Genomic DNA, 4,963 nt, shown 5'->3' with positions numbered 1-4,963 from the left:
TGGCTACGATCCGACTTTGCTTACGGTAACAGTAGATGTTCCTCCTGAAACTGGAGTTGCGACAGCTTCTTCAGCTTCCATAAAGTTCATATCGATATTGTCTGCCGTTTTTAAAAGTCTTGAGCGCTGATATGAGTAATCAGCGTGCTCTGTTATAGAAAGAACTTTTCCTAATTTTGCACCGCTTGCTCCTGCAAGAAGATTTGCTGATTCCTGTGCCTGTGCTATTGCAAGACTTTGTGCCTGTTTTTTTGCGAGTTCTGTATCAGTTACACCATATGTTAAAGATGAAAGCTGATTTGCACCGTTTTTTAGGGCAAGATCAATTACATCGCTTGCCGTACTTATTTTTTTAACAAGAATTTTGATCTGATTTGTTACACGAAAATCATCAGGAATCTGTCTGCCTGTTTTATTGTCATAGTGACTTTCCTGATAAACTGAATAATTCTGTGTTGAAATGCATTCTTTTGAAATCCCTGCTTTGATAACTGCATCCTGAACTGCAGACATCTTTTTTGCATTTTCAGCAGAAGTTTCGGCAACATCTCTTCCTCGTGTGATAACAGAAAGAATAATAGTGGCTGTGTCAGCTTCAAGACTTACTGAACCAGTGCCGGAAACACTTACAGTGCGTTTTGAATAAATATCCTGATGAATTGTGCAGGATGAAAAATAAAGTGCTCCTGCAATTAGAGAAAAAGTTGTGATAATTCTGATTAATTTTTTCATTATAAACCTCGATTTTGATTGACTGTTTTTTATTATCAGTTTATCTGATGTCAATATAGAACCGTTTTAAATAGATTGAGCGGTTTTTTGCCTGTTTCCATAATTTACTTGCCGGGAAAAGTTTTGTAAGAGATTCGTAAGAATCAATGCTTGAACGGATGTTTTTGATTTCGCTTTCACTTTCCCATATCTGTCCAAGCAGGTAAAGTGCTTCATCAAGTCTTGTATTTGCATTGTTATAATACTGCTGTGCTTCTGTAAGTGCCTGAGAATACTGTTTAGATTCAAAATCTTTTTTTGCCTTTTCAAGCAGTGATTCATCAATTATGTTATCTTCATTTGCTGTAATTACAGAGGGTTCTGTCTGAATTGATTCAGTTTCCAGATTCTGCGATGTTGTAGAAGAAACAGGAGTATAATTAAGTGATTTTGCTTCGCTGTTATCTGTATTTCCGTCTGATGTTTGAATAACTGTTTTTATATCATCAGAATCCTTTTTATTTGAAACATTATTCTGAGTTTCTTCATTTTTGTTATTTTTCTTATTTTCAGATTCTGTTTTTAGTGCTGAATTTTCTTCATTTGTTTTTACAGGATTTATATCTTCTTTTAATGACTGTTTCTGCTGTTCTTCTGATAAAGGCTGTGCCTGTTCAAGAGCCTGATTTTCTCTATCGATTCTGCGCTGAGGCTGTGCAGGAACGATTTCTGCATAAACAGGTGCTTTTACACGACCCTGTGCTTTTAAATTTTCAACATTAACTTCAAGATAATCATCTATATATTCGCCTGTTAAAAGATCGTTTTTATAAAAATGAAGCAGTGTTTTTCCTGATTTTTTTGCACGGAGAGCGAATGTTGTGTTGCCAGTGCCAATTTTACGGCCAAAATAGTTAAAAAGAGATGTTTGTTCTGATTCACCTATATAAACCCAGCCGGTTCCTGGATAAGTTACATCCAGATATTGATTGAGTTTGACAGAAACTGACCGTGAAGGAGAAATTACTTCAGATTCCGGCTCTGGTGTAAGTTCTTCCGATATTTCTTCTTCGGTTATTGTGTTTTCTTCTGTTGTAATATCTTCTGCTGCAGTGTTTTCTGCTGTAAATTCTTCTGTACCTGTATCCTGTTTTTTCGCAGCAGAATTTAACTCGTTTTCTGTATTGTTTATCTGCTGTATTAAAGAATCGTTTTCTTTAGACCCGGAAGTTTCTGAAATTTCATGTTTTTCTGAATCTCCTTCGTTTTCCGGCTGCGGCTGTGTAATCTGTGCAGCAGGGGATTCTGTTTCCGGTAAATCATATACTGGTATCAGAGTTTCATCAAAAATCTGATATTCAGAAACCTTTTCTTTTTCATCAGGTGTTGGAGGATTTTCTGTTTCTTTGTTTAGATTTGAATCTTCTTCGCTGACTTTTTCAGAAGTTTCGGTTTCATTATCTTTATTTTCTTCGCTTACAGAAATTGGAAAGTCTTCCGGCTTATTTATTTCTGCTGTTGAAATCTGTTTTTCATTTTGCTTTGAAGGTGAATTCATTTCGTCTGCGATTGAAGAGGCTACAGTTTCAGTTGTTCCACATGACATTGAAATGAGAAAAGTTGAAATCATAAGGGCAAAAAATAAATGTTTTTTCATAACTTTCGCTTTATGGTGCTGCTTCTGTTATATCTTTTATAATTCTGTCATTTGCTTTTTCAAGTTCTGACATTGAATCTTCGTCCGGATAGGTGAACCAGCGGTTAACTTCTTCTTTAGACCATTGATTTTCAGTGATTCTTGAAGAATAGTATTCTTTTTCGATATCAGGAGAATCTGGAATAAGTACCGGTGAATCCTGTACAAATGGTTCCGGCTGCTGATAATCAAGTTTTTTTGCAGGCGTTGTTTGAATCATCAGAATTATAAGACCTGAAAAAAACAATAACACAATAATCGCTATTACCGTAAGTAAAAACGGTTTTTCATGAGCAAAATCTGAAACTGCTTCTTTCAAATCCTCAAAGTCCGGCATTATTGATTCCCCTGATTTTCCTGTGAATCTGTATTTTCTGAAATTTCAGATTCTCCTGATTCCTGTTTAGCTTCTTCTGCAGCAAGTTTTGCAGCCTTTGCTTCAGCTTTAGCACGTTTTGCTGCTTCTTTCTGCTCTTCATTATAGCGCTCTACGACAGGATCGGTTATTGTGCCGTCCGGATTATGAATACGTTTTTCCGGGCGGGGTGGAATTACAACACCTTCTTCATCAGGAACATCTTCTTCGATAAATTCTTCAGTCGTATCGTAGCTCGTATCGGTTGTAATGTCCTTTTCAAGGCTGATTGTAATGATTTTACTTACGCCGGATTCCTGCATTGTAACACCGAGCATCGTGCTTGCACCCATAACTGTTTTTTTGTTGTGGGTAATGACGATGTACTGAGAAAGTTTTGCAAATGAGCGGAGGGCTGTGACAAAGCTAGTAACGTTTTTATCATCCAGAGCTGCATCAATCTCGTCAAGAAGACAGAATGGAGAAGGGCGTACCTGATATGTTGCAAAGAGAAGTGCAACAGCCGTCATTGTTTTTTCACCACCGGAAAGAAGGGCTATATTCTGAAGTTTTTTTCCAGGCGGCTCTGCGTAAATATCGATACCTGATGTAAGAACGTTCTGAGGATCTGTTAAGCGCAGCTCTCCGCGGCCACCGTTAAAGAGACGGCGGAACATATTGTGGAAATTCTTTTTGATTTTGTTGTAAGTCGCAATAAACATTTCTGTTGATTTTGACCTGATTTCTTCTGCTACACGGAGCATGTTTTCGAGGGATTTGTTTGTATCATCCCAGCTTGCCTGAAGTTTTTCGTAGCGTTCTTTCTGCTCGCCGAATTCTTCCGGAGCCATAAGGTTTACAGAACCTAAATCTGAAAGAGCTTTTCTTGAATCAGAAAGTTTTTCACGCAGGACTGCTGAAGGCGTATTGATTTTGTACATGCGCTCTTCAAATTCCATTAAGTCGCGTGAATGAGTTTCGATAAAGTTCTGCTTGATATTGCGGATATCGTTTTCGCTTGTAACAAGTTTTAATGTTAAGTCTTCATATTGAGACTGATATTTCTGCTGTTCTTCGCGTTTTTTATCGAGGGCGTTCTTTTTGCCGCTTACACTTGTATTACAGCGTTTAATTTCTTCGTCGAGATTTCCCATTGTTTCGGCACATTCACGGCCGCGTTTTTCGATTTCGCCAAGAGACTCCGAAAGGTCAGAAAGGCGTTCGTCCATGTCTTCCTGATTTTTCTGTTCAAGGTACAAATCCTGCTCATTCTGGCGCAGTGCATTCTGCTCGCTTACAAGATTGCGTTTTAAAAGATCGGCTGTCTGTTTAGCATTGAAAATCTGCTGCTGCATCTGTGCTTCAGAAATACGAAGCTGTGAGAGTGTATCTTTATATTCGTTGATTTTACCTATGAGAAGAACATTTTCTGCCTTGTAGCCGTCGATTCTTTCCCGGATTGAAGAAACATGCTGTACATTTTCCTGAATATTCTGATCGATTGTACGTTTTTTGGTAATGATACCTTCCGGTGAAAGGAATTCGTCGATAAAGTTCGGTACCGTCTGTGCATAATTCTGAACTGCACCTTCAATTTCCTTTACAAGATTTGAAACTTCATCTAAGGCAGTGATTGCATCTTTTGCAAATTTTTCGTTTTCGGAATCAGAATGACCTTTTAAAGAAGCGTAATCTGAGAAAATGTTACGCCTTCCTTCTGCAAAAATCTTGAGCTTTCCAACCAGAGAATCTAAATCTTCCTTTGCTTTTTTGCTTGCTGCAGAAGAAAAACCGGAATCTTTAAGCTTTGCGTCCAGTTCTGTAACGATATCTTCTGTAATTGCTTCAAGCTCTTTCTGGAAATCTTCACGCTGTGCAAGCAGATTTTTTATTTCTTCTTCGCTTTCCGAAACTTTCTGTTCGTTTGAATTAATCTGATTTTGAGATGATTCGATGTTATTTACGAATGATTCGATATTCTGTTTAACATCTTCAATCTGCTTTGTTTTTGCGTGTAAATCAGAATCCTGATCGGCAATTTCTTCTTCAAGTTCGTCGATTTTTTCCTGAATTGAGCGGTTTTTGAGCTCTAATGTACCGATTTTTTCGCGGATAGTGCGTGCCTGGTCATTTAAAAGCTTCTGCTGGTCAAGTTTATTTGTTTTTTCAGTCTGTATACGGACAAGTTCCATCTGGAGTTC

General features: G+C 37.8%; 4 protein-coding genes. All 4 read right to left on the bottom strand.

Translation table 11 applies throughout. From position 1 onward, the window contains the following. Window positions 1–3 precede the first annotated feature (3 nt). Complete coding sequence (locus ACKI5B_RS10260; RefSeq protein WP_407428414.1) at window positions 4–732, bottom strand: SIMPL domain-containing protein; 729 nt, start codon at window positions 730–732, stop codon at window positions 4–6. 40 nt (window positions 733–772) lie between these two features. After that, a complete protein-coding gene (locus tag ACKI5B_RS10255; protein WP_407428412.1) occupies window positions 773–2,368 on the bottom strand; it encodes an outer membrane protein assembly factor BamD in 1,596 nt (531 codons plus the stop codon). 10 nt (window positions 2,369–2,378) lie between these two features. Further along, window positions 2,379–2,744 (bottom strand): hypothetical protein, encoded by a 366-nt coding sequence (locus ACKI5B_RS10250; RefSeq protein WP_407428410.1) that lies wholly within the window; start codon window positions 2,742–2,744, stop codon window positions 2,379–2,381. After that, the coding region (locus ACKI5B_RS10245; RefSeq protein WP_407428408.1) for a chromosome segregation protein SMC at window positions 2,744–4,963 on the bottom strand (2,220 nt) is incomplete at its 5' end. The genes ACKI5B_RS10250 and ACKI5B_RS10245, both read right to left, overlap by 1 nt.

The sequence above is a fragment of the Treponema sp. genome (genome assembly GCF_045657965.1).
GTDB lineage: Bacteria > Spirochaetota > Spirochaetia > Treponematales > Treponemataceae > Treponema_D.
Note: the sequence above shows the minus strand (reverse complement) of the source record. Positions and strands in the feature narration are given on the sequence as shown.

Bases quoted from the DNA above. Each gene is read 5' to 3' on its own strand.
- ACKI5B_RS10255 (WP_407428412.1), bottom strand. From the start codon at position 2,368: ATGAAAAAACATTTATTTTTTGCCCTTATGATTTCAACTTTTCTCATT.
- ACKI5B_RS10250 (WP_407428410.1), bottom strand. From the start codon at position 2,744: ATGCCGGACTTTGAGGATTTGAAAGAAGCAGTTTCAGATTTTGCTCAT.
- ACKI5B_RS10260 (WP_407428414.1), bottom strand. From the start codon at position 732: ATGAAAAAATTAATCAGAATTATCACAACTTTTTCTCTAATTGCAGGA.